The sequence below is a fragment of the Pseudoalteromonas sp. GutCa3 genome (assembly GCF_002836155.1).
GTDB classification, from domain to species: Bacteria; Pseudomonadota; Gammaproteobacteria; order Enterobacterales; family Alteromonadaceae; genus Pseudoalteromonas; species Pseudoalteromonas arctica.
In genome coordinates, this window is sequence record NZ_PJBK01000080.1 from 13,201 (window position 1) to 35,644 (window position 22,444).

A 22,444-nucleotide genomic window follows, 5' to 3' on the forward strand; every position below is an offset into this window, starting at 1 on the left:
GGTTCAATTGATTACTGTATTTTTACGCAGAATATAGAAGTGTTTGATATTGTTTTAATTGGCGTTTTGGAAGGGATTAAGGGGGGTTGAGTAGCTTTAACTTAGGTTAAAAGGGCTTCCCCTTTTTAATGTATCGTATTTTGCAGCTTTTCTATATTATGAACAAGGCAATACAATGGCCATTGCGCATTTACTTTCGCTTGACCCTGTAAGGTCAATTTATTCATGCCTTTGTTCACTGTAATGTTCCGCTTTTTATTTAAAGGAAAGCCGGTTCGATACAGCCGAGTCGTTTGCCATTCTTTAATAATCAGCTATCGTCGACCTATGGGGCTGTCTATTTTTACTTTCATTTTGTCGATATAGCTTAGCTTTTTGCGTGATTCATTATTTATAAACTGTACTTGTCGCCCCGTTTTAATGGGTGGCTTTCGCATACATTGCTGTTGTAGTGGACATACTTTGCAATCTTTTAAGTAACCGCAGAATCGCGTGTATTGCTGGTTATGGCTGTTTACATTGACCCCGCTTCGCCACATGGCATTGCCTGCAGGGCAGCTGCATGTTTGCGTTGCCTCATCATAATGAAAATCGTCTGAGGTAAATAACCGAGGCTTGCCTTTGCTGCGTTTTAGTCGCCGTTTTTCTTGCTCTGTTTCGTATGTTTCGCTGTCTTTAAATAGCGGATTTCGTTTTCTAAATTGGTTATCCGCAATGTAGGTATCGAACCCACTTTGCGCCATAAACTCAAGATTTACTTCGCTGTTAAACCCACTGTCTGCGGTGAATTTGATGGTGTGTTTATCTGCCATTTTTTCTGTATTGAGTTTAGCAAGCTGCTGTTTTAATTGTGCAACGGCTGGCTGTAAAGCTTGTTGTTCGCCCACTGAGCCCCACGCTTGTGCTTGCAGGATGATTTGATGTTTATCATCGTTTATCGCGATGCCGTTGTAGCCTTGAATTGTCCCTTTTGAGGTCGTCATTTTTGCACTATCTGGGTCAGTGATATTACTTTTAACAGGCTTGCCTTTATTGCCTGTTTTCTCTTCGTGAGTGGCTAAAAACTCGGTGATTTTACCTGCACTTCTATCCAGCTTTTCTTTTTGTTTTAAGTCCTGAGTTATTAACTCTTCGCCCAGTCCATCTTGTGATTGGTGGCGTTCAATAATACGTTTGCTTGCGCGTTCTAGTTTTGCTTTTTTGCGGCTTAACTCATCGAATTTGCCGCTCCACTCTTTACTCGCATTGGACTTTAATTTACACCCATCAATGGCAAACATGTTGCGGCCTATCAAGCCTTCTTCATCACATATCATCAGCACTTGCGTAAAAAGCGGCTCAATCTGTTCATGCATTTTAGCCACAAAACCCGCTATAGATGTGTAATGTGGCTGGATATCTCCCGACACACTCATAAATAAAATATTATGCTCGCAAGCCTTTGCAATCCGACGGCTACTGATAAAACCATGTGCATAGCCCAGTAAAATAATCTTTAGCATTACCGAAGGCGGGTACGCAGCAGCGCCTGTTTTGTCGTTGTTATACCACGCGTCAAATCCCGATAAATCGAGTTTATTTTCGATGATATAACAAAGGGCATATTCAAATGTACCAGGCAGAATTTGCTCAGCGAAATTGATAGGAATGAATTTATTTTGACAGGATAAGTCAGGCTTGTAGTTAGCCATAACAGTTTACCGTGGGTGAATAATATCTATTAGATCACAGCGAACACATGGATTCAAGGTTAAAAAGCAACCAATTAAAAATAGTAGGATACGTTCCTAAAAAGAGTAATTCTACAGCCTCAACGCCTCATTAAGAGGCAATAAAATAGTTAGTTAAAATAAGCGAGGCATGAGCAAAAACCAACTGTTTTTGTCCTGCTTTAATGACTTGTTAGTTTTTTTAAAGGATTGAATTGATTATAGTATTTTTGAACCTCTAATCTTACTTCATGGGCTGCATTTTCAAGATCAGTGATACCTGCACCATTTTTCCTCATGACGCTTACAACCTTATTATGTATCCATCCGTGGTTATCATCGAATTTATCCCAGTGTTCACCATTTTCAATTTCTTTCTGATACTCACCTATAACTGAGTGGTAAGCTTCGAACATAGATGAAACCCGATTATCCAAAATTGATACAAGTTTATTTCTTATTTCGTTGGGAACGAAAGGATCGGATTTTAGTTTTTCTTTTAATGCCATTAACTCAATTTGCTTCTTTGGCATCGGAATACCATGAAAGCCTGTTTTTTTAGTTAAAATTTCATGTTTGTTATTTATCGCATATTCATGAATATCATCTAAAGTGTCTTTTAGATTCTTATCATTAGACCAATGTTTTTCGGATGAATAGTCAAATTCCTCCCATAACTCCTCGCTTAATTGAGAAAGCCTTTCCATTACTTTTTTTTGGTACTCTGTATTTACAGAGTTAAGTAGACCATTTTTAGCTTTTATAAAAGTAAGAATGGCTACTGTTGATGCTGTAAGATAAAACGCCATTTGAAAGAGCTTTACTGCCAAATCCATTTTTAAACTCCTGACTATGATTGGTACGATGTAAAAACTAACGCCTTGCTAAGGGGCAAATTATGGTTTGCTATAATGCGCGGAGCGCGAGCAAACTGTTATTTGTCCGTTTGAGCAACTTGTTATATTTTAAATTCTACAGTTTCTTCTCTATAAACTTTCACTTTTTTTCCATTTAAAAAAGCTGGTCTATAATACCATTTACTAAATGCACTTTTAGCTGCTTTTTCAAATACACCTTTAGGCTGGGAATCCAATACCTTTATATCCGATACCATACCATTTTCAGTAACAACAGCAGACATTTTAACCCAGCCCTCAATTTTATCTTTTGCGGCTCTCTTTGGGTACTTAGGTGAAACATGAACAGTCCATTTAGAAGGTGCATCAACTTGGTCGAGTTGATATACAGTTTTATTAACGCTTTGATCTACTTGAGTTGAAGTACAGCTAATTAAAGTTACACAAAATAGTATTGCTAGAAATTTACGCACGAATCATCCTTAAAATATAACGCCGTTTTAAGCGGCAAATTGCAGTTGGCTAAAATAAGTGAGGCACGAACAAAAAGCCAACTGTAATTTGTCCGACTTGAAAACCCTTGTTAGGTGTGCGTTTACACCGTTACTATATTATTAATATCATCTGTTGCCACAACTTTTAATAATGGTGGTCCGCCACCATGCATGTGACCTTGAGGATAAGATAAAAGCCAAAAACGACCATCTATTGGATCGTTGAAATATACATCCCAACCACATTTTGATGTACCAACTTTTCGTAAATGGTTATTCACAAGCCAGTCGATACGCTCGCAAACAGAGTCTGCAATTACTTTTACATCAGATTCCACCCAACATCCAGCTAATGCCGATTCGGATGATTGCAGTAAATCCATTTAGTACACCTAACAACTTTGTATCCGACATTTGTCGCTTTACAAACCGACAAATGTCCAAATATTACGAAGCATCTAATTTAACCAGCTAATAAGCACTTGTAAACAAATAGTTAGCCGGTATTTAAGCTTCCTTAATGTAGAAATGCCCCAAAATGGTAGAGATCAGTAATATTGGACAAAAAAGTAATGAACTATAAAAAATAGGTGTAAGCGATATTATTAAAAAGATAACTTAAATTTTTATCTAAGCTTTTACCTTTAACCTAAAACAAAAAAGCCGCTGTTTATTACAAACAGCGGCTTTCGTATTAAGATTTACAAGCTTAAAGCTTGCTTAACTTAAACTTGATTTTTATTGTTTACCAATTACTTCAAGTCCACCCATGTATGGGCGTAATACTTCTGGTACTACTACTGTGCCATCGGCTTGTTGGTAGTTTTCTAGTATGGCTACTAGTGTACGGCCAACGGCTAAGCCTGAACCATTTAGTGTATGTAGTAACTCTGGCTTTTTAACACCTTCACGGCGAAAACGTGCTTGCATTCTACGCGCCTGAAAGTCAGCCATGTTTGAACATGATGAAATTTCGCGGTATGTATCTTGCGCAGGTAACCATACTTCTAAATCGTATGTTTTAGCTGAGCCAAAGCCCATGTCGCCCATACATAAAATTACTTTACGGTATGGTAGGTCAAGTGCTTGTAGTATTTGCTCTGCGTGCCCTGTTAACTCTTCAAGCGTTGCCATTGAGTCTTCAGGTTTTACAAGCTGTACAAGTTCAACTTTATCAAACTGGTGCTGACGAATTAGGCCTCGTGTATCGCGACCATAGCTGCCTGCTTCACTTCTAAAACATGGAGTGTGAGCAACTAAGCGAATTGGTAAATCGCTTTCATCGTAAATTTCGTCGCGGGCGCTGTTTGTAAGCGGTACTTCAGCTGTAGGAATTAAGCTAAAGCCGGCTTGTTGTTCGCCGTCGTCATTTACAAGGCCTAATGTGTGGAATAAATCGCCCGCAAATTTAGGTAGTTGGCTCGTGCCGTAAAGGCTTGCGCTATTTACTAGGTACGGTACATACATTTCTGTGTAGCCGTTTTTATCAGCGTGTGTATCTAGCATAAATTGCGTTAGTGCACGGTGCATACGCGCTACTTGGCCACGCATTACAGTAAAGCGTGCGCCACTAATTTTAACGCCCATTTCAAAATCTAAACCGTTTAGGTCTTGCCCTACATCTACGTGGTCTTTAACTTCAAAATCGAATTTTTTAGCTGTGCCCCACGTTAAAATTTCAACGTTGTCGTCTTCGTCTTTGCCCGCTGGTACTGACTCGTCTGGCAAGTTTGGAATTGCTAAAGCAATGTCGTTAATTGCGGCTAATACTGCATCTTGCTCAGTTTTAGCGGCGTCTAGCTCACTGCCTAAGTTAGCCACTGCATCAAGTAGTGGCTGTGCGTCTTCGCCTTTTGCTTTGGCTTGACCAATTGCTTTTGCGCTTGCATTACGTTGACTTTGAAGTTCTTGCGTTTTTACTTGTAATGTTTTGCGTTTTTCTTCAAGTGCCGTTACCGTCGCAACATCGAGTTCGTAACCGCGCGCCGCTAAACGTGCTGCAGTTTGTTCGATGTCTTGACGTAAAAATTTAGAATCTAACATGTTAGTTTTTTAACCTTTTTGCATTACTAGCTGAAGGCCCAGCCAAGCCATAAAAATACACACCATCACGTTTAAGATGATATTGAGGGCCATTTTAATAAAGTGACCTTGTTGTAATAACAACAACGAGTCCATTGAGAATGTTGAAAAGGTGGTTAATGCACCTAAAAAGCCAATACCGATAAGGGTTTTGGCGGGGCTTGCGGTGATAATTTCTTTATCTATCAAACCGTACAAAATGCCCATTAACAATGAACCCAGAATATTAACCGTCAACGTGCCAAAAGGGAATCCCCTACCGAGGAGTTTTAGCATGCTTTCGCTAATAAAAAACCGTAAACACGCACCTGAGGCGCCGCCAAGGGCGATCATCATATAAAGTTTAATCATTTTCGTATCGTTTAAGTGGGCTTTGCGCATCGCGCTCTTTTAGGTAATCGAGTTTTTGTTTAATTTTTTGCTCAAGTCCGCGCTCGCTCGGTAAGTAATATTCTTTGCCGTCCATTTCTGGTGGTAAGTATTTTTCACCTGCGGCAAATGCACCTTCTTCATTGTGCGCATAACGATACTCAGCACCATACCCTAAGTCTTTCATTAAGTTAGTTGGCGCATTACGTAAATGCTCTGGCACTGGGTAACTTGGCTCGTTTTGAGCATCTGCTTTGGCTTGATTAAACGCCATATACACTGCATTACTTTTAGGTGCGCTGGCTAAATATAGAGTGGCTTGTGCAATAGCGCGCTCACCCTCGCTTGGGCCAACACGTTGGAATATATCCCACGCATTTAAGGCCACTTCCATCGCGCGCGGATCGGCGTTACCTATATCCTCTGTTGCAATGGCAAGTAAACGCCTTGCTACATACAAAGGGTCGCCACCACCGGCTAAAATTCGGCAATACCAATACAGCGCACCATCGGGAGAGCTACCACGTACTGATTTATGAAAGGCTGATATTAAATCGTAAAATTCATCGCCGCCTTTATCGTATTTAGCTAAATGAGTAGGTAAAACTTGGCTAAGTACGTGCTCGTCTACGTTGTATTGACCGTTTTTCTCGGTTGTTAAATCAACCGCTTGTTCAAGTAAATTAAGTACTTTACGCGCATCGCCGCCACTTGCTTGGCATAGTGCCTTTTTAGCGTTGTCGGCAATAGTGATGTGTTTTTGGCTTAGCTGCTCGTCTTGTTTAAGTGCGCGCTCTATTACGGTGTATAAGTCGGTATCGGCAAGCGATTTTAAAACATACACACGTGCACGCGACAATATAGCGTTGTTAAGGGCAAACGATGGGTTTTCGGTGGTTGCACCTACAAATATAAAGGTGCCGTCTTCTATGTGCGGTAAAAACGCATCTTGTTGGGATTTATTAAAGCGATGAACCTCGTCAACAAACATAAGGGTGCGTTGGCCACGGCTTTCTAGGTTATCGCGCGCTTGCGTTACGCTGTCACGTATATCTTTTACGCCTGCGGTTACCGCCGACATTTGTATAAGTGAGGCATCAGCATGGTTGGCAATTATTTGCGCAAGTGTTGTTTTACCTACACCCGGCGGGCCCCATAAAATTAAACTATGGCATCGCCCCGCGACAATGGCTTGATGCAGTGGTTTATCAGCACTTAATAAGTGTTGCTGACCAATGTACTCGTCAAGCGTTGTGGGGCGCATACGCGCGGCAAGTGGGCGTACATCGGGCCCAAAATTAAATCCTAAATTACTCACCGTTACTCTGATCGTCTATTTCAACACCTTCAGGAGGCGTAAATTCAAAAGTGCTTTTATCAAGCGGCGTATTAACTTGGGCATTGTTAAACGTAAATGACGATAGCTGCCCTGAGTTGTCGGTAACGACTAGTTTAGCAAGGCCTTGCTCGTTACCCGCAAACGCTATATCAAGTTGTTCTACTTGGCTTTCTACGCCTTTATTTGGCGTTACGCTAAAGCCTGTATTTGTTGCAAGTACGCTGTATTTTTCCCACTGTGCTGGGTCTTTTGATGTAAGTAGCACAAATGGTGTTGAGTCGATTAGGCTGCTGGTTTTCATAATCGTTACTTGCTCAGCAAAGCTATCGAAGTAATATGTTTTATCGCCGTTTGATACAAATAATGTATCGTCTGGGTTTGTTTGCTGCCAGCGAATCATCATAGGCTGTTGAAGCGCTATTGTGCCCTCGCCTTGCATAACAGCTTGGCCTTCTTTGTCTGTTACTTTTTGTGCAAACTGCGCTTTAAAGCTTTTTAAAGTAGCAAGTCTGTCTTGTAATGCTTGGCTGTCATCAGCAAAGCTTGGTGCGGCAAGTACGCTGCCTAACACTAATAATAAGGCGTTAAATTTTTTCATTAATTTGCTCCATTAGGTACTAATACATCGCGAGCGCCGTTATGACCTGGTGAACTCACGATACCCGATGTTTCCATTTGTTCGACTAAACGTGCTGCGCGGTTATAGCCAACACGCAGTTTACGTTGCACTGACGATACCGATACCTTGCCGGTTTCAATTACAAACGACACGGCTTCGTCGTATAACGGATCGTTCTCTTCGTCTGCATTTTCGCTTGCTTCACCTGGCAATAAAATATCTTCACTGGCATCACCATTGAGTATTTCATCAACGTAATTTGGCTTAGCACGCGCTTTCCAATCGTTTACAACGGCATGTACTTCATGGTCGTCTACAAACGCGCCATGTACACGCTCTGGTACACTAGTGCCTGGTGGTAAATAAAGCATATCGCCCATACCCAGTAAGTTTTCTGCGCCTTGTTGGTCAAGTATCGTGCGCGAGTCTATTTTACTTGATACCTGAAACGCCATACGCGTTGGTATATTTGCTTTAATTAAACCGGTTATTACATCTACCGAAGGGCGCTGCGTTGCCAGTATTAAATGAATACCTGCCGCACGTGCTTTTTGGGCTATGCGGGCAATCAGCTCTTCTACTTTTTTACCAACAATCATCATCATGTCGGCAAACTCGTCAATTACTACAACAATACTTGGTAACTTACCAAGTTCTTCCGGGCCTTCTTTCATGCCATCGGTGTCTTTAAATAATGGATCAAGAATTGGGTAACCCGCTTCATTGGCTTCAAGCACTTTTTGGTTGTAACCTTTTAAGTTACGCACACCCAATGCTGACATTAATTTATAACGACGTTCCATTTCGCCCACACACCAACGCAGTGCGTTGGCGGCTTCTTTCATGTCGGTGACTACTTCACACAATAAATGCGGAATGCCTTCGTATACTGATAGCTCAAGCATTTTAGGGTCAATCATGATCATACGTACATCGTCAGGGCCCGATTTGTAAAGCAAGCTTACTATCATGACATTAACGCCCACTGATTTACCTGAACCAGTTGTACCGGCTACCAATAAATGTGGCATTTTACCTAAATCAGCACATACCGGCTGACCGGCAATGTCTTTACCAAGCACCATGGTAAGTGGCGATGGATTTTGCTCGAATTTAGGTGCGTTTATTACTTCTGACAAACGTACTATTTCGCGATGTTTATTAGGAAGCTCAATACCAACATATGTTTTACCCGGTATAACTTCTACAACACGCACACTAATTGCCGAAAGCGAACGGGCTAAATCTTTAGCCAAACCTGTAATTTTTGACACTTTAATACCTGGCGCTAAATCTAGCTCAAAGCGTGTAACAACAGGGCCTGGGTATACCGCTACAACTTTAGCTTGTACGTTAAAGTCCAGTAGTTTTGTCTCTACTAGGCGCGATACTGTATCGAGCTCTTCTTGCGAAATTGGGTTTTTAGCTTTGTCCGGCCTGTCGAGTAAATCAAGCGACGGTAATGGCCCCGGTGGTGGTTCTTGCGTTAATAATTGCTCAAACTTCTCTTTAGCCGTTGGCGGTGGTTGATATTGCGCTTTTGATTTAGGCATTGGTCTTGCTGGCGATACCACTGTTGTAACTGGTTTTTCTGGCTCTACAACTGGGCTTTGGTCAAGCGCGTTTAATGCAGCGGCCGTGTCCATTGGTTCGTCGTCTATGGCGCTAAAGCCAATTTCTTGATCGAGTATGTCGTCAAGCTCGTCAAACGGCATAAACTCGTCACTAATTTGAGGCTCATTAAACGGCGTTTGCGGTTTATTAATTGCTTTTTGTTTATCTGCTTTTTTAGCCGATGTAGGCAGCTCTATTTGCTCATTTATATCATCTTCAAAATGGGCGTCTACTTCGTCGTCATTATTTGCTTTGCCCGCAGCGTGTTCTCGGTGCATCCAGCCTTTTGCGTACGATACTATAAAGCGGTAAAACCTAACCATTAAATCGCCAAGGTAATCTACAAAATCAACCCACGATACACCCGTTAATAAGGTAAGCCCGGCAAAAAAGAAACACAGTAATAATATAGAGGTGCCGGTAAAGTTAAACGCAGGCATCATGGCTGATGCAATAACATCGCCCACTACCCCACCAGAGGAAAAGTTATAAATATCGTCAAAATTGATACTGCTAATAGCGGTAGCTGAGGTAATAAATAAAGCAAAACCAATAACACGCAGCGCTAAAGTGGTGTAATCAAGCTGTAAAATGCGGTGAGGTTGTTTAAATAGCAAGTAGCCAAATAGCTGAATGGCCGCTGGCACTAAGTAAGCCAACCAACCAAAGGTGAGTAATAAAATGTCGGCTATCCATGCACCGGCTGCTCCTGTGATATTGCTTACTTCGCTAAAACTAGTTTGCGACCATGCAGCATCTGCTGGATCAAAGCTGATCAAGGCACATAAAATAAATATTGCCGTAAAGGTGCTGATAATCAGCCCTGTTTCTAATAGTCTTTGCACACCGTTTAGGCGCATAGTTCCCTATTCCTCTTTATTATTCTATTTTTATTCACACTTACTTAGCAGTGAAATACCTTAGCAGGAAATGCAATTTGTTGCACTTTATCTTAACCTTGATGGCCTGATTATGAACAAGTTTTTATAATTTGAGCTTATATAAGCAAATGACGCAGCTAATATAAATAACCTTAAGTAATATAAGGACGAATAATTACGCCTTCTTCACCTTTTACTTCTTCCATTACTACATAAGTTCGGCTTTCACTAACATTAGGCAATTTTAATAATATGTCACCTAATACACCACGGTATTCTGACATATCATTTACGCGCGTTTTAAGTAAAAAATCAAAATTACCCGATACTAAATGACATTCGATAATTTCTTCGTGCTTTTTAACGGCCGCACTAAACTCATCAAATACGTCGGGAGATGTTTTAGTAATTGTTACTTCTACATACACCGATAAACCTTGCCCAAGCTTAGCTGGATCGACCACTGCTTTATAGCCAAGTATGTAGCCTTCTCGTTCTAGCTTTTTCACTCGCTCCAGACAGGGCGTGGCGCTTAGACCAACTCGTCTGGCCAGTTCAACATTTGAAAGGCGTCCATCGTGCTGTAATTCCATTAAAATTTTACGGTCAATTCTATCTAATAACTGATGCATAGTGCCAACTAGTTTTTTATGCTGTTTATTTTTGTTATATAGATGATAACACTAGATTTGACTTTAAAAAAGGTGAGACACACGGGCTTATGATGAATATAATAGTGAAAAATGTTAATCCGTTCTTAATAAGGCAAATGATATGATTATTGGTGTTCCTAAAGAAATTAAAAACCATGAATACCGTGTAGGTATGGTTCCTGCGAGTGTTCGTGAATTAGTAAACCACGGTCATCAAGTGATTGTAGAAACTGATGCAGGCATGGGTATTGGTTTTACTAACGAAGATTACACGCTAGCGGGTGCTGAAATTTTAGCAACTGCTGCTGACGTTTTCGCTAAAGCAGACATGATTGTAAAAGTAAAAGAGCCACAAGCTGTTGAACGTGCAATGTTACGTGAAGACCAAATTCTTTTCACTTACTTACACCTTGCACCTGATCTTCCACAAACTGAAGACCTTGTAAAAAGCAAAGCTATTTGTATTGCATACGAAACTGTAACTGACTCTCGCGGTGGTTTACCGCTTCTTGCTCCTATGAGCGAAGTTGCTGGTCGTATGTCTATTCAAGCTGGTGCACAAGCGCTAGAAAAATCTAACCACGGTCGTGGCATGCTACTAGGTGGCGTACCAGGCGTTGAAGCGGCTAAAGTTGTTATCATTGGCGGCGGCATGGTTGGTCGTAGTGCAGCGCAAATGGCTGTTGGCCTTGGTGCTGAAGTTGTCGTTCTTGACCGTAACATCGACGTATTACGTGCACTAGACGCGCAATTTGGTAATAAAGTTAAAGCTATTTACTCAACTGCTGATGCTCTAGAAAAACACGTACTAGAAGCTGATTTAGTAATTGGTGGCGTACTAATCCCAGGTGCAGCTGCACCTAAACTAGTAACGGCTGAGCACATTAAAGCAATGAAACCTGGTTCTGCAATTGTTGACGTTGCAATCGACCAAGGTGGCTGTATTGCTACTTCTAAAGCAACTACGCATGCTGATCCTACTTTCATCGTTGATGAAGTTGTTCACTACTGTGTTGCTAACATGCCAGGTGCTGTTCCACGCACATCTACGTTTGCACTTAACAATGCAACCTTGCCTTTCATCATTAACCTTGCAAACAAAGGTTATAAAAAGGCGTTACTAGATGACGCTCACTTCTTAAAAGGCTTAAACGTAATTAAAGGCCAAGTAACTTATAAAGAAGTAGCAGAAGCGTTCAACATGGAATATGTTGACCCACGCACAGCGGTAGAAAACGCATAATTTAGCGTTTCGTAGTTAGATTGGTATTAAGTATGTAGCTACCTAACTACAACCATAAAAAAAGCAGCTAATTAGCTGCTTTTTTTGTATTTAAATTTCAGATTTATATAAATTTATTTAGATAAACTAGTTTAGATAAAACGCTTAATTATAAAATCTACTTTTACGCGCTTAGCTTGGCCAAGGAGTTTTTTAACTGGCTGTGGGTAATCATCCATCGTTTCTAAATCATCTGGGCCTGTTAAACGTCGGCAGTGTTGTAAAATTTCCTGCTTTTCGTTATCAATAGCATCCATAATTGTTTGCTCTGGATCTTCTATTAAAATACCGTTTTCGATATCAAGACCCCATGCACGTGGATTTAAGTTATGCCCGCTCAGTAAATGTTTTGTTCTATCTGAACAAATACCTTTTAAATGAAACGAATTGCTTTCATCTTTCCACAGATACACATTTAAATTACCGTTATCGATATGGCGCTTTTGCGTTTTTACAAATTTATGCAAAATAGTTTCGTATAAATAAGGTAATGCCCCTATTTTACTAAACGGCTCGCTTGGCGGTAAATAAAAATCATTTGCTGTTTTATCGCCTACAACAATAGTCACTTGCTTGCCTTGCTTTAATAATCGGCGCAGTGATCGCATAAGCGGTGCCGGAAAATTAAAGTATGGCGTATACAACACAAGCTCTTGCTCTGTTGTATCAAATAACGCTTTTATTAAACGATTTAACTCGTTATTACGACGCCCGAGTCCTAAAAACAAGCGAATACCTAATGCTTGCGTATTTAGCTGCTCTGCTGCGTTATAACTTGCGACTTTTAAATCACGCATTAATTGCTTTTGATCAAGCTTAAAGTCGTGCAAACGCTTAAGCGGTCGCGTGTCTATACGTGGCACAGCCACTGATGAAAGTAGCTTTGTCTCAATAAAATCAACCACTGAGTCACACAGTTCGTTCTGCGTTATTAAAAAGTAGCGATCGAGTCTGTAGCGTTCGTTATGCTGCAAGTAAACGTTATTTAAACTTGCGCCGCTGTAAAGTAAGGTGTCGTCAATTACAAAACCTTTTAAATGCAATACGCCAAACAATTCTTTAGCTTTTACAGGTACGCCATAAACTTGTACGTTCGATTTAAACTTTTCTAAATCGTCACAGTATAAACTTGCGTTACCGTCTGATTTATCAGCGCCAATTAATCCACGTTGCGCGCGATGAAAATCCACCAGCACTTTTATCTCAAGTGCCGGGTTTGCCAATGACACACGATGCAGCGCTTCTAAAATTTCGCGACCTGCTTCGTCATCTTGTAAATACAACGCAGTAATATAAATTCGTTTTTTTGCGTTCGCTATCAAGCGTAGCAATTGCGTTCGGTAATCTTGCGCATTGGTTAAGACGTTAACGTCTTTTGAAGTCAACCCGAATGCGGGTTTTTCCTGCCAAAATAACATAGTTGCCTATTTGCTTAGGTCACATAATCTATCAGTGACAAATAAAATTAGGTAAAACATAACAAAAAAAATCAAAGGGGTCATGAAATAACGCTGTTTTGTTGCCTGTTAGTCTATTTATTGAGCTACTTAGGCATTTTAACTGTAAAAGCACATAACTCTAGTACACAATACTGCACAGCTTTTCGATTTAAGAAAAAAAATAATCGCGGATTTTGTTTACATCTGCCTTGTTTTTCTTAGAATCGAGCGCATTAAAGACCGTATTAAACGTTTAGGAAGAAATAATGACTGAAGCAAAACATTGTAAGCTACTAATTTTAGGCTCTGGCCCAGCTGGTTATACTGCCGCAGTATATGCAGCACGTGCAAATTTAAACCCTGTTTTAATTACAGGCATTCAACAAGGTGGCCAATTAACAACCACAACTGAAGTTGAAAACTGGCCTGGTGATGCACACGGTTTAACAGGTCCTGCGTTAATGGATCGTATGAAAGAGCACGCTGAGCGCTTTGAAACTGAAATCATATTCGATCACATCAATAAAGTAGATGTATCTAAGCGCCCTTTCACACTAACTGGCGACCAAGGTACTTACACATGTGATGCATTAATCATTGCAACGGGTGCGTCTGCTAAATACTTGGGCCTAGAGTCTGAAACTAATTTCCAAGGCCGTGGTGTTTCGGCATGTGCTACGTGTGACGGCTTTTTCTATAAAGGTCAAAAAGTGGCGGTTGTTGGTGGTGGTAATACAGCGGTTGAAGAAGCGCTTTACTTATCTAACATTGCTGACGAAGTACATGTTATTCATCGTCGTGATAGTTTCCGCAGTGAAAAAATACTTGCTGACCGCCTTGCTGAAAAAGCAGCAAACGGTAACGTTGTAATGCATTACAACCGCACGCTTGACGAAGTATTAGGCGACCAAATGGGCGTAACCGGCGTTCGTATTAAAGATGCACACTCTGATGCAACTGAAGAGCTAGATTTAGCAGGCGTATTTATTGCTATTGGCCACAAGCCAAATACTGATATGTTTGTTGGTCAACTAGAAATGAAAGATGGCTACTTAGTTGTAGAGTCTGGTCTTCACGGTAACGCGACTCAAACAAGCGTAGAAGGCGTTTTTGCTGCAGGTGATGTGTCAGACCACATTTACCGTCAAGCAATCACATCTGCGGGTACAGGCTGCATGGCTGCCCTTGATGCAGAGCGTTTCTTAGATAATTTATAAGCAATTAAATAAATTATTATAGGGCTGATTATTCAGCCCTTTTTTTATGCCTAAAATATAGTTACACTTTTACGATAAATTATAAAATAAGTACTGTATGAGAAATCAGCTATACCAATTAAGCGAAAACGATATAGCATTCCCCAATCCGGAATACGCATTAGAATCCCCTGATGGCTTGTTAGCAATTGGCGGAGATTTGAGTTTACCTCGCCTAAGTAATGCCTACAAAAGCGGAGTATTCCCTTGGTTTAGTGAAGATGAGCCTATTATGTGGTGGTCTCCCAGCGAGCGAGGCATTTTTGAACTGGATGATTTTCATATAAGTAAGAGCCTGCGTAAGCATTTAAAAAAGCACCCTGTAAGAGTAACCATTAATAATGCCTTTGAAGAGGTGATAGAAGCCTGTCGCGATCAACGCCTTGATACCGATGGCACCTGGATCACCTCTGACATGCTCGACGCTTACGTTAATGCACACAATGCTGGCATTGCACATAGTTTAGAGGTGTGGAGTAACGGAGAGCTTGCAGGTGGCTTATACGGCATTATGCAAAATGGTGTATTTTGTGGCGAGTCGATGTTTCATCATCAAACCAATTGCTCTAAGCTTGCTATGTGGGCACTGGTAAATTGGCTTAAACGGCATAATGCACATTTTATTGACTGCCAGTTAGAAAACCCTTATTTAATGACCCTAGGTGCAAAAGTAATCCCCCGTTCCACATTTTTGACTAAACTAAAAGCTGCACATAACTATACTGTTAACCCTATTATGTGGGAGCCACAAGAACTTGACGCAATCTATGAATGAGCAACTTCCTGCACGTGTTGGTTTAACCCAAGAGTTTGACTGTAGTTATTTACCCAACAGACAAGAGCAACTTTTAGTTATTCTTGATCCCAGTTGCTACAGTACCGACAAATTTGAGTCGTTATTAGGCTTGGGATTTCGTCGCAGTGGTAACCAAATATACCGTCCACACTGCCCAATATGCAGCGCATGTAGTTCTGTACGTGTATTAGCACAAGACTTTATGCCCTCAAAATCGCAAAAACGTAAACTAAACAAAGCAAAAAGCCAGTTTGAAGTGAAATATTCAACGCAAGAGCGACCTGAGTACTATCCGCTTTATAGCAAGTACATAACGATGCGTCATCAGGATGGAAGTATGTATCCTCCTGAAAAAGAACAGTTTCAAAGTTTTTTGCTTTGCAGTTGGCTCAAGATCACATTTATTGAACTGTGGCACCAAGATACTTTAGTCGCGGTTGCCGTAACTGATTGTATGAATAGCGCTATTTCTGCAATTTATACCTTTTTTGACCCCGACTTTGAACACTATAGTTTAGGCTCTGTGATGATATTAGAGCAGCTAAAGTTTGCAAAAGAGCAAAATAAGCAATACGTGTACTTAGGCTATCAAATTGATGAATGCGACAAAATGAAGTACAAAACTCAGTTTTTACCTGCTCAAAAACAGCTCAATGATGAGTGGGTGGCTATTTAATTTGCAAATATAGCCCCTGCGCCTTTACTTATTGGAGTATTTTGGGCAAAATCTGCAGCGTTTAACTATTAAAGAGGTGTTACGCTAAACATGGCGAAAGAAGACGTAATCGAAATGCAAGGGACAGTCCTTGATACTTTACCAAATACAATGTTCCGAGTTGAGCTAGAAAATGGTCACGTAGTTGTGGCTCATATTTCAGGCAAAATGCGCAAAAACTATATCCGTATTTTAACCGGCGATAAAGTAACGGTAGAAATGACTCCTTACGATTTATCAAAGGGTCGTATCGTATTCCGTGCTCGCTAAGTAAGTGCGTAAACGAGATTTAGTTTTTGGCTAGTGTTTTACTAGCTTTAAGCGTTTATTAAATGTAATTGATAGACATTGACTAGCAATTACATTTAATAAACAAAAAGCCCAGTTTTTGCTGGGTTTTTTGTTGCCTATAAAAAGGGCAAAAAAATGGCCCGCTATTATGTAGCGGGCCATTTTATTTAACTAAATTATTTAATTAACGTTTTACGCTGGTGTTAAATTACTCTCGTAATCAAAGCGAATCTTCTTGTCTTTAACCGATACTTTAACCGTACCGCCATCAACAAGTTCACCAAACAGTATTTCGTTAGCTAATTGCTTTTTAAGCTCTTCTTGAATAACACGTGCCATTGGACGTGCACCCATTGCTTTATCGTAGCCTTTATCTGCCAACCACTCACGTGCTTTAGACGTAAGCTCAAGGTTAACTGATTTTTTATCAAGCTGCGCTTGCAGTTCCACAATAAACTTATCAACCACCAGTAAAATAACTTCACGTTCAAGGTGATTAAACCAAATGATGTTATCTAAACGGTTTCTAAATTCTGGTGAAAATACTTTGTTAATTGCACCCATTGCATCGTGCGTATGATCTTGCTCTGTAAAACCAATCGACTTACGCGTAGTTTCTTGAACGCCCGCATTGGTAGTCATTACAACCACTACATTTCTAAAGTCAGCTTTACGGCCGTTATTATCGGTTAGCGTACCGTGATCCATAACCTGTAGCAAAATGTTGTAAATGTCTGGATGCGCTTTTTCAATCTCATCTAAAAGTACAACAGCATGTGGGTTTTTAATAACCGCTTCTGTTAATAAACCACCTTGCTCAAAACCAACATACCCTGGTGGAGCACCAATTAGTCGACTTATTGCATGGCGCTCTACATATTCCGACATATCAAAACGAATAAACTCAACACCCATACATTTAGCAAGTTGCTTAGTTACTTCTGTTTTACCCACACCGGTAGGCCCTGCAAACAAGAACGAACCTACTGGTTTTTCTTCGCTCGATAAACCAGAGCGAGATAAGCGAATAGCTGATGTAAGCGCATCAATAGATTGATCTTGCCCAAACACGAGCATTTTAAGGTTACGATCTAAGTTTTTAAGCGTTTCTTTATCTGTCGACGAGACGCTTTGCGCTGGGATACGTGCCATTTTAGATATAATTAGTTCTATATCTGCCACGCCAATGGTTTTTTTACGTTTAGAGCTAGGTTGCAGACGCTGGCTTGCACCGGCTTCATCAATTACATCAATGGCTTTATCTGGCAAGTGGCGCTCATTAATGTATTTAGCACTGAGTTCTGCAGCTGCTTTTAGTGCTTTTTGAGTGTAACGAATGCCATGATGCTCTTCGTAACGCTCTTTTAAGCCGTTTAATATTTTAGTGGTATCGGCAACACTCGGCTCAAGTACATCAATTTTTTGAAAGCGACGTACTAATGCACGGTCTTTCTCAAAAATATTTTTATACTCGTTGTAAGTTGTTGAACCCATACAACGTAGCTTACCACTTGAAAGGAGTGGTTTAAGCAAGTTTGATGCGTCCATAACACCACCAGACGCCGCGCCGGCACCGATTATGGTATGTATTTCATCAATAAATAAAATAGAGCCTGGCTCAGCTTGCAGCTCTTTTAGTAAGCTTTTAAAGCGCTTTTCAAAGTCGCCACGGTATTTAGTACCCGCAAGCAATGCCCCCATATCTAGCGAGTACACAACAGCATCTGCAATTACTTCTGGTACTTGCTTATTAACAATGCGATACGCTAAGCCTTCAGCAATTGCTGTTTTACCAACGCCCGCTTCACCAACAAGTAATGGGTTATTCTTTTTACGACGACACAATACTTGTACCGTGCGCTCTACTTCGCTGTCGCGTCCGATCAGTGGATCAATGTTACCTTCACGAGCTTGAACGTTTAAGTTAGTTGTAAAGCTGTCTAGCTTGCTTGCTTCTTCATTTTGAACTTCTTGCACTTCATCATGAATATCGTCGCTGTCGTTGCCTAATTCATCATCTGCTTTAGAAATACCATGCGAAATAAAGTTAACGATGTCTAAACGCGATACATCATGCTTTTTAAGTAAATATACAGCTTGGCTTTCTTGCTCAGAAAAAATAGCAACTAGCACATTCACGCCAGTGACTTCATTTTTACCTGACGATTGCACATGGAACACAGCGCGTTGTAATACACGTTGAAAGCCAAGTGTTGGCTGAGTTTCACGCTCTTCTTCTAAATCTGGAATGACGGGTGTTGTTTCGTCAATAAATTCTAATAATTCGGTTTTTAAACCAGAAATATTAACACCACACGCGTTTAGGGCTTCTCCTGCAGAAGGATTATCTAACAGCGCAAGTAAAAGGTGCTCTACGGTCATAAACTCATGACGGCGAGTGCGCGCTTCACGAAACGCGGCATTTAATGTGAGTTCTAAGTCTTTGTTTAGCATTGGCAACCCCTTACTGAGATAATAATTTATACCACAACAATCGGATGTTTGATCACCCTAATTGGTATTTATACCAATTGTATTAAATTGGTATTTATTCCTGCTCACAACTACAAAGCAGTGGATGCTCGTTATCACGCGCGTAGCGGTTAACTTGTTCAGCTTTGGTGTGGGCTACGTCGGCGCTGTAAACACCACATATACCCTTACCTTTTTCATGAACCTGAAGCATCACGTCGGTTGCTCTATCGCTATCCATATTAAAAAACGTCGTTAAAACTTCTATTACAAAGTCCATCGGCGTGTAGTCGTCGTTATTTAAAACAACTTTATATTTTCGCGGCGGCTGTAGCTTTTGCTTTTCGCTGTCGCGAACTGTATCGATAACACCTGAATCTTTCATACCACTCATAATTAAATATAGTCTTGTCTTTGTAACTCAAGCAAACTTGAATAAAAAATAAATAAAATGTTAAAAAAAATAACTCAAAACACTTGACTGGTTGGCTAAATAAACTACAGTCAAACGTAGATTGATTAAACCTTAGTCAGTCTAGCAAATAATACAATTTAGAATAACTAAATTAGTCAACTTATTGAAGGATGTAGAAGTATGGCTTGCGGTAAAGTTAAATGGTTCAACAACGCTAAAGGTTTTGGTTTCATCGTAGAAGACGGCTGCGAGAATGATATTTTCGCTCATTACTCAACAATTGTAATGGACGGTTATAAAACGCTTAAAGCTGGTCAAGATGTAACATTCGAATTAGAACAAGGACCTAAAGGTCTACACGCTAAAAATATTGCCCCAGATGGTGACATTATTGAGTGACTATTGTTTTGTTCGACTAAAGCGAGTGACCTTTTAAGATCCTCGCTTAATTCCTTAAACATACTAACTTATCTCTTCTCCCCTATTTATTGCCTCTTTTCATTCAAATTCAACCCTTTTCCTTGAATTTATTTTATATACCCCAATGTTCTAAGAGTTGATTGTTTAACTGCTTATTGGGCATGCTCAACCTCTAGCCCTTTTTATTTAAGCTTGTTACACTCTTGGTGCTAAAAATTGCGTATTAACGCAGCAACTAATCCAACTTGTCGCCTCTTTTATATGTACTAGGCTAAAGGCTGATTTATTTTTGTTAATTTTTTAGCTATAAATACAATTCCAGTTCGTCAGGTGTGACTATTCTACTTTTATAAAAGAGCAACGCTGAGTACCAACACCTAACAAACTATTCATTACGAGCGTATGTATTCATTAACTTGTTTAATAATATGTACTCACTCATTAGTAATGATTTTCTTTGCATTGTTGAATAAGACCTTTTCGGTCTACTATCTAGGAATGATGATGACATCAAAAATTATCTATACAAAAACGGACGAAGCTCCGGCACTAGCAACTTACTCGTTGCTACCGATCATCCAAGCATATACAAATGCGGCCGGTGTTGAAGTTGAAACTCGCGATATCTCATTAGCAGGTCGTGTAATTGCTAGCTTCCCTGATTATTTAACACAAGAACAACGCATTGGTGATGCACTTGCTGAACTTGGCGAGCTTGCTAAAACACCAGAAGCAAACATCATCAAATTACCAAACATCAGTGCATCTGTACCACAGCTTCGCGCTGTAATTAAAGAGCTTCAAGCAAAAGGTTACGCTCTTCCAGAATACCCTGTTGAACCTAAAAATGATGAAGAAAAAGCAATTCAAGCTGCTTACGACAAAATCAAAGGCAGTGCAGTAAACCCAGTACTACGTGAAGGTAACTCTGATCGTCGCGCACCAGGTTCTGTAAAAGAATATGCACGTAACAACCCGCATTCAATGGGTGCGTGGAGCAAAGATTCAGAGTCTTATGTTGCAAGCATGAGCGAAGGCGACTTCTTTGGTTCAGAAAAGTCAGTAACTGTTGATACAGCCACTGATGTACGTATTGAACATGTTGCAACTAACGGCGACGTTTCTGTACTTAAACAAAGCACGCCTCTTTTAGCTGGCGAAGTTATTGATGCATCAAGCATCAGCGCTTCTAAGCTTCAAGCTTTCTTAGCTGCTGAAATTGACGCTGCTAAAGAAAAAGGTGTTTTATTCTCGCTTCACATGAAAGCGACAATGATGAAAGTATCTGATCCAATTATCTTTGGTCACGCTGTAAAAGTATTCTACAAAGATGTATTTGCTAAACACGGTGAGCTTTTTGAAGAGCTAGGTGTTGATGTAAATAATGGTTTAGGCGATGTATATTCTAAAATTCAAACATTAGACGATGCTAAGCGCGAAGAAATCGAAGCGGACATTCAAGCTGTTTACGCTAGCCGCCCTGCTATTGCTATGGTTGATTCTGACCGTGGTATTACAAACCTACACGTACCAAGTGACGTGATCATCGATGCTTCTATGCCTGCTGCAATCCGTTCAAGCGGTCAAATGTGGAATAACGATGGTAAATTACAAGACACTAGCTTTGTAATTCCAGATCGTTGTTACTCAGGTATTTACCAAGCAACTATTGATTTTTGTAAAGTGAATGGCGCATTTGATCCAACAACTATGGGTAGCGTACCTAACGTTGGCCTTATGGCTCAAAAAGCTGAAGAATACGGTTCACACGATAAAACGTTTGAAGCTAAAGCAGATGGTTCTATCCGTGTTGTTGATGCAAATGGTAATACATTACTTGAGCACAGTGTTGAGCAAGGCGATATTTGGCGCATGTGTCAGGTTAAAGACGCACCAATCCAAGATTGGGTTAAGCTTGCAGTAAATCGTGCACGCGCAACAGGCGTTCCAGCTATTTTCTGGTTAGACGAAAACCGTGCACATGATGCAGAGCTAATCAAAAAAGTAAATAAATACCTACCAGATCACGATACAGCTGGCCTAGATATTCAAATTTTAGCACCGCTTGAAGCAACATTGTTCTCACTAGCGCGTATTAAAGAAGGTAAAGACACTATTTCTGTAACAGGTAACGTTTTACGTGATTACCTAACAGATTTATTCCCAATTTTAGAGCTAGGTACGAGTGCTAAAATGCTTTCAATTGTTCCACTTATGAACGGTGGTGGATTATTTGAAACTGGCGCGGGTGGTTCTGCACCTAAGCATGTTCAACAATTCGAAAAAGAAAACCACTTACGTTGGGATTCTTTAGGTGAATTTTTAGCACTTGCTGCATCTCTTGAGCACCTAAGCGTAACTACGGGTAACAACAAGGCACAAGTTCTTGCTGATACACTAGATAAAGCGACTGGTACTTTCTTAGCAGAAAACAAGTCTCCTTCACGTAAAGTGAAAGAAATTGATAACCGTGGTTCTCATTTCTTCCTATCTTTATTCTGGGCACAAGAACTTGCTAAGCAAAATGATGACAGTGAACTTAAAGCACAGTTTACTCAAATTGCTAGCGACCTTGAGTCTAATAAAGAACAAATCGTAAGTGAACTTAACGATGCGCAAGGCCCTGCAGTTGATTTAGGCGGTTACTTCCAGCCTAACGATGATGCAGCCTTTAAAGCGATGCGTCCAAGCACTACATTTAACGATATTCTTGCTAAATTAGTATAAATATTGGTTTAAAT

The 22,444-nt window shown here is 40.4% G+C and carries 19 protein-coding genes and 1 pseudogene; 7 read left to right on the forward strand and 13 right to left on the reverse strand.

The features are described 5' to 3' along the window. Positions 1 to 125 precede the first annotated feature (125 nt). The 10 genes and pseudogenes from CXF64_RS14690 to lrp all read right to left on the reverse strand — a co-directional run bounded on the left by CXF64_RS14690 (position 126) and on the right by lrp (position 10,596). Positions 126 to 1,691 (reverse strand): annotated as a pseudogene (locus CXF64_RS14690) (transposase). Between the two features lie 200 nt (positions 1,692 to 1,891). Then, positions 1,892 to 2,545, reverse strand: coding sequence for a hypothetical protein (locus CXF64_RS14695; protein ID WP_101217380.1), 654 nt, complete (start codon positions 2,543 to 2,545; stop codon positions 1,892 to 1,894). Positions 2,546 to 2,667: 122 nt separating this feature from the next. Further along, complete coding sequence (locus tag CXF64_RS14700) at positions 2,668 to 3,039, reverse strand: energy transducer TonB (protein ID WP_101217381.1); 372 nt, start codon at positions 3,037 to 3,039, stop codon at positions 2,668 to 2,670. Positions 3,040 to 3,161: 122 nt separating this feature from the next. Further along, entirely contained in the window at positions 3,162 to 3,398 is a 237-nt protein-coding gene (locus CXF64_RS14705) for an Imm27 family immunity protein (protein ID WP_157823673.1), read from the reverse strand. Positions 3,399 to 3,798: 400 nt separating this feature from the next. Continuing rightward, positions 3,799 to 5,103 carry a serine--tRNA ligase gene (gene serS / locus CXF64_RS14710; RefSeq protein WP_101217383.1) on the reverse strand — a complete coding sequence of 435 codons (1,305 nt, stop codon included), beginning with the start codon at positions 5,101 to 5,103 and terminating at the stop codon, positions 3,799 to 3,801. Between the two features lie 9 nt (positions 5,104 to 5,112). Continuing rightward, the gene (gene crcB / locus CXF64_RS14715; protein ID WP_021032117.1) at positions 5,113 to 5,493 is read right to left on the reverse strand and encodes a fluoride efflux transporter CrcB; all 381 of its coding nucleotides are present in this window, start codon (positions 5,491 to 5,493) and stop codon (positions 5,113 to 5,115) included. Further along, a complete protein-coding gene (locus CXF64_RS14720) occupies positions 5,486 to 6,829 on the reverse strand; it encodes a replication-associated recombination protein A (protein ID WP_101217384.1) in 1,344 nt (447 codons plus the stop codon). The genes crcB and CXF64_RS14720 overlap by 8 nt, the downstream gene beginning before the upstream one ends. Beyond that, entirely contained in the window at positions 6,822 to 7,448 is a 627-nt protein-coding gene (gene lolA / locus CXF64_RS14725; protein WP_007582981.1) for an outer membrane lipoprotein chaperone LolA, read from the reverse strand. Before lolA ends, CXF64_RS14720 begins: the two co-directional genes overlap by 8 nt. Further along, on the reverse strand, positions 7,448 to 9,943 hold the full coding sequence (locus CXF64_RS14730; RefSeq protein WP_101217385.1) for a DNA translocase FtsK: 2,496 nt from the start codon (positions 9,941 to 9,943) through the stop codon (positions 7,448 to 7,450). Before CXF64_RS14730 ends, lolA begins: the two co-directional genes overlap by 1 nt. Positions 9,944 to 10,116: 173 nt before the next feature. Then, positions 10,117 to 10,596 (reverse strand): leucine-responsive transcriptional regulator Lrp, encoded by a 480-nt coding sequence (gene lrp, locus CXF64_RS14735; protein WP_007582985.1) that lies wholly within the window; start codon positions 10,594 to 10,596, stop codon positions 10,117 to 10,119. Between the two features lie 142 nt (positions 10,597 to 10,738). Here lrp and ald point away from each other — a divergent pair, with 142 nt between their 5' ends. After that, positions 10,739 to 11,860: an alanine dehydrogenase gene (ald, locus tag CXF64_RS14740; protein ID WP_010552621.1), complete on the forward strand. Its 1,122-nt coding sequence runs from the start codon at positions 10,739 to 10,741 to the stop codon at positions 11,858 to 11,860. A 131-nt stretch (positions 11,861 to 11,991) separates the two neighbouring features. Here ald and pssA read toward each other — a convergent pair whose 3' ends face one another. Continuing rightward, positions 11,992 to 13,317, reverse strand: a complete 1,326-nt coding sequence (pssA, locus tag CXF64_RS14745) for a CDP-diacylglycerol--serine O-phosphatidyltransferase (protein ID WP_101217386.1) — start codon at positions 13,315 to 13,317, stop codon at positions 11,992 to 11,994. Positions 13,318 to 13,604: 287 nt separating this feature from the next. Here pssA and trxB point away from each other — a divergent pair, with 287 nt between their 5' ends. The 4 genes from trxB to infA all read left to right on the forward strand — a co-directional run bounded on the left by trxB (position 13,605) and on the right by infA (position 16,375). Further along, on the forward strand, positions 13,605 to 14,555 hold the full coding sequence (gene trxB, locus CXF64_RS14750) for a thioredoxin-disulfide reductase (protein ID WP_008168643.1): 951 nt from the start codon (positions 13,605 to 13,607) through the stop codon (positions 14,553 to 14,555). 97 nt (positions 14,556 to 14,652) lie between these two features. Beyond that, the gene (aat, locus tag CXF64_RS14755) at positions 14,653 to 15,369 is read left to right on the forward strand and encodes a leucyl/phenylalanyl-tRNA--protein transferase (RefSeq protein ID WP_101217387.1); all 717 of its coding nucleotides are present in this window, start codon (positions 14,653 to 14,655) and stop codon (positions 15,367 to 15,369) included. Then, positions 15,362 to 16,066: an arginyltransferase gene (locus CXF64_RS14760; protein ID WP_024607612.1), complete on the forward strand. Its 705-nt coding sequence runs from the start codon at positions 15,362 to 15,364 to the stop codon at positions 16,064 to 16,066. Before aat ends, CXF64_RS14760 begins: the two co-directional genes overlap by 8 nt. Before the next feature lie 90 nt (positions 16,067 to 16,156). Continuing rightward, positions 16,157 to 16,375: a translation initiation factor IF-1 gene (infA, locus tag CXF64_RS14765; RefSeq protein ID WP_002962494.1), complete on the forward strand. Its 219-nt coding sequence runs from the start codon at positions 16,157 to 16,159 to the stop codon at positions 16,373 to 16,375. 213 nt (positions 16,376 to 16,588) lie between these two features. Here infA and clpA read toward each other — a convergent pair whose 3' ends face one another. Together clpA and clpS are read right to left on the reverse strand one after the other, a co-directional pair. Next, the gene (clpA, locus tag CXF64_RS14770) at positions 16,589 to 18,850 is read right to left on the reverse strand and encodes an ATP-dependent Clp protease ATP-binding subunit ClpA (RefSeq protein ID WP_007585108.1); all 2,262 of its coding nucleotides are present in this window, start codon (positions 18,848 to 18,850) and stop codon (positions 16,589 to 16,591) included. A gap of 94 nt (positions 18,851 to 18,944) precedes the next feature. After that, on the reverse strand, positions 18,945 to 19,253 hold the full coding sequence (clpS, locus tag CXF64_RS14775; RefSeq protein WP_007585109.1) for an ATP-dependent Clp protease adapter ClpS: 309 nt from the start codon (positions 19,251 to 19,253) through the stop codon (positions 18,945 to 18,947). Positions 19,254 to 19,463: 210 nt separating this feature from the next. Here clpS and cspD point away from each other — a divergent pair, with 210 nt between their 5' ends. Then, complete coding sequence (gene cspD / locus CXF64_RS14780) at positions 19,464 to 19,682, forward strand: cold shock domain-containing protein CspD (RefSeq protein ID WP_002962500.1); 219 nt, start codon at positions 19,464 to 19,466, stop codon at positions 19,680 to 19,682. 525 nt (positions 19,683 to 20,207) lie between these two features. Then, positions 20,208 to 22,430: an NADP-dependent isocitrate dehydrogenase gene (locus CXF64_RS14785; protein ID WP_007585113.1), complete on the forward strand. Its 2,223-nt coding sequence runs from the start codon at positions 20,208 to 20,210 to the stop codon at positions 22,428 to 22,430. Positions 22,431 to 22,444 lie beyond the last annotated feature (14 nt).

Bases quoted from the DNA above. Each gene is read 5' to 3' on its own strand.
- CXF64_RS14760 (WP_024607612.1), top strand. From the start codon at position 15,362: ATGAATGAGCAACTTCCTGCACGTGTTGGTTTAACCCAAGAGTTTGAC.
- lolA (WP_007582981.1), bottom strand. From the start codon at position 7,448: ATGAAAAAATTTAACGCCTTATTATTAGTGTTAGGCAGCGTACTTGCC.
- infA (WP_002962494.1), top strand. From the start codon at position 16,157: ATGGCGAAAGAAGACGTAATCGAAATGCAAGGGACAGTCCTTGATACT.
- clpA (WP_007585108.1), bottom strand. From the start codon at position 18,850: ATGCTAAACAAAGACTTAGAACTCACATTAAATGCCGCGTTTCGTGAA.
- CXF64_RS14730 (WP_101217385.1), bottom strand. From the start codon at position 9,943: ATGCGCCTAAACGGTGTGCAAAGACTATTAGAAACAGGGCTGATTATC.
- trxB (WP_008168643.1), top strand. From the start codon at position 13,605: ATGACTGAAGCAAAACATTGTAAGCTACTAATTTTAGGCTCTGGCCCA.
- ald (WP_010552621.1), top strand. From the start codon at position 10,739: ATGATTATTGGTGTTCCTAAAGAAATTAAAAACCATGAATACCGTGTA.
- aat (WP_101217387.1), top strand. From the start codon at position 14,653: ATGAGAAATCAGCTATACCAATTAAGCGAAAACGATATAGCATTCCCC.
- cspD (WP_002962500.1), top strand. From the start codon at position 19,464: ATGGCTTGCGGTAAAGTTAAATGGTTCAACAACGCTAAAGGTTTTGGT.
- crcB (WP_021032117.1), bottom strand. From the start codon at position 5,493: ATGATTAAACTTTATATGATGATCGCCCTTGGCGGCGCCTCAGGTGCG.
- serS (WP_101217383.1), bottom strand. From the start codon at position 5,103: ATGTTAGATTCTAAATTTTTACGTCAAGACATCGAACAAACTGCAGCA.
- lrp (WP_007582985.1), bottom strand. From the start codon at position 10,596: ATGCATCAGTTATTAGATAGAATTGACCGTAAAATTTTAATGGAATTA.
- clpS (WP_007585109.1), bottom strand. From the start codon at position 19,253: ATGAAAGATTCAGGTGTTATCGATACAGTTCGCGACAGCGAAAAGCAA.
- CXF64_RS14785 (WP_007585113.1), top strand. From the start codon at position 20,208: ATGACATCAAAAATTATCTATACAAAAACGGACGAAGCTCCGGCACTA.
- CXF64_RS14695 (WP_101217380.1), bottom strand. From the start codon at position 2,545: ATGGATTTGGCAGTAAAGCTCTTTCAAATGGCGTTTTATCTTACAGCA.
- pssA (WP_101217386.1), bottom strand. From the start codon at position 13,317: ATGTTATTTTGGCAGGAAAAACCCGCATTCGGGTTGACTTCAAAAGAC.